Source organism: Helicobacter marmotae (assembly GCF_003364255.1).
Lineage (GTDB): Bacteria > Campylobacterota > Campylobacteria > Campylobacterales > Helicobacteraceae > Helicobacter_C > Helicobacter_C marmotae.
On the sequence record NZ_NXLR01000047.1, the window covers coordinates 1 to 1,263 of the forward strand.

Annotated in this window: 2 protein-coding genes and 1 pseudogene; all 3 read right to left on the reverse strand. The window is 37.2% G+C overall.

Going from position 1 to position 1,263, the window contains the following annotated elements:
- Window positions 1-275: 275 nt before the first annotated feature.
- A complete protein-coding gene (locus tag CQA63_RS09260) occupies window positions 276-689 on the reverse strand; it encodes a hypothetical protein (protein ID WP_104700294.1) in 414 nt (137 codons plus the stop codon).
- Window positions 682-951, reverse strand: a complete 270-nt coding sequence (locus CQA63_RS09265; protein WP_104700293.1) for a hypothetical protein — start codon at window positions 949-951, stop codon at window positions 682-684. Before CQA63_RS09265 ends, CQA63_RS09260 begins: the two co-directional genes overlap by 8 nt.
- Window positions 952-1,004: 53 nt before the next feature.
- Window positions 1,005-1,263 (reverse strand): annotated as a pseudogene (locus CQA63_RS09270) (hypothetical protein); the annotation flags it as partial.

Genomic DNA, 1,263 nt, shown 5'->3' on the forward strand with positions numbered 1-1,263 from the left:
AGAGATTCTTCACCCCTTGCAGGGGTTCGTGATGCCAAAATAATTTCCCTTGCGGGTAGCCAAGTTTGTCATTCTGAGCCTGTGAAACAGGCGAAGAATCTCTATACGAGTCACTAGTCGCTAAAAGAGATTCTTCGCCTGCTATGCAGGCTCAGAATGACAAAGTAACAGCATTTACTAAAAATCCAAACAGCAATTCTTCGCCTCCACTTCGTGCTCCTAAGACAGCACAATTAGCCTTAAGCCTTAAAATCTCCTCTACTCATCTGGTGATTTTAAGATTTTTTAATCTTTCCTAGTTTAGCAACTGAAGTGATAATTGCAGGAAGCAATGAAAGCCACGCATTAGGCTTATCTTGTATAACAAGGTAGGCAAATATTCCCAAACTCCCAACAATATAAATAAACGCCGTTATAGCCCCTAAACTTTGCAAGCGATAAAACCAATGGCTATCACTTACTCTGTTTTTCTGCTCCTGTTTTTCTAACTCTAATATTTCTCTATCCATTTGCATTTTGTGTTCGGCGGTTTTTTCCAGTAAAGCAAAAGCACGGTTTGCTAGAGGTTCGGGCAATTTGCGTATGGCATTAAGCTCATTTTCCATAAAAATATTGTTTTGAATATTGAGCTGATTTTGTGGATTTGCATTGCTGGAATGACTATCTTTTCTTGCAGGTTTTTTATTCATTCCCAAGACTTATTCTTTGTTTTTGATGCTTTGTATTGATTTGCTTGTAAGCTTGTATTTGCTTTTGTTGAATCTCTTTTGCAATCTCTCCATACTTCTTGGGTGCAGTCGGTGAGGGTATCGCCGAAAATCCACTCGTATATCCCTCTATAAATCCATCAATGCGAGTGTTCTTACCAGAATCTCTTTTATAAAGATTATAGAGCAAAAAACCTGCACCAGCAGTTAAAATACCAAATAACAACCACTTTGATTCTTTCATTACTCACCCTTTATTCTTGTTGCCTCTGCATTTTAACACAATGGCAATAAATTTTAACCTATTTTTATGATTTTTATTTCTTCCTCGCTTAGACCATATAATTGATACACCAAATTATCAATTTTAGATTCTAGCTGGCTTGTGTTATTTCTGCCATATTGAGTCAAAGCCGAAGAATTGCTGTTTGGATTTCTAGTAAATGTTGTTAGTTTGTCATTCTGAGCTTGAGAATCAAGCGAAGAATCTCTAAGGGAATCACTAGCAGATTCTCTTTTTTCTTTTTCTATAAGGGGGAGGGGCTTGAATGTGCAA

Bases quoted from the DNA above. Each gene is read 5' to 3' on its own strand.
- CQA63_RS09260 (WP_104700294.1), bottom strand. From the start codon at position 689: ATGAATAAAAAACCTGCAAGAAAAGATAGTCATTCCAGCAATGCAAAT.
- CQA63_RS09265 (WP_104700293.1), bottom strand. From the start codon at position 951: ATGAAAGAATCAAAGTGGTTGTTATTTGGTATTTTAACTGCTGGTGCA.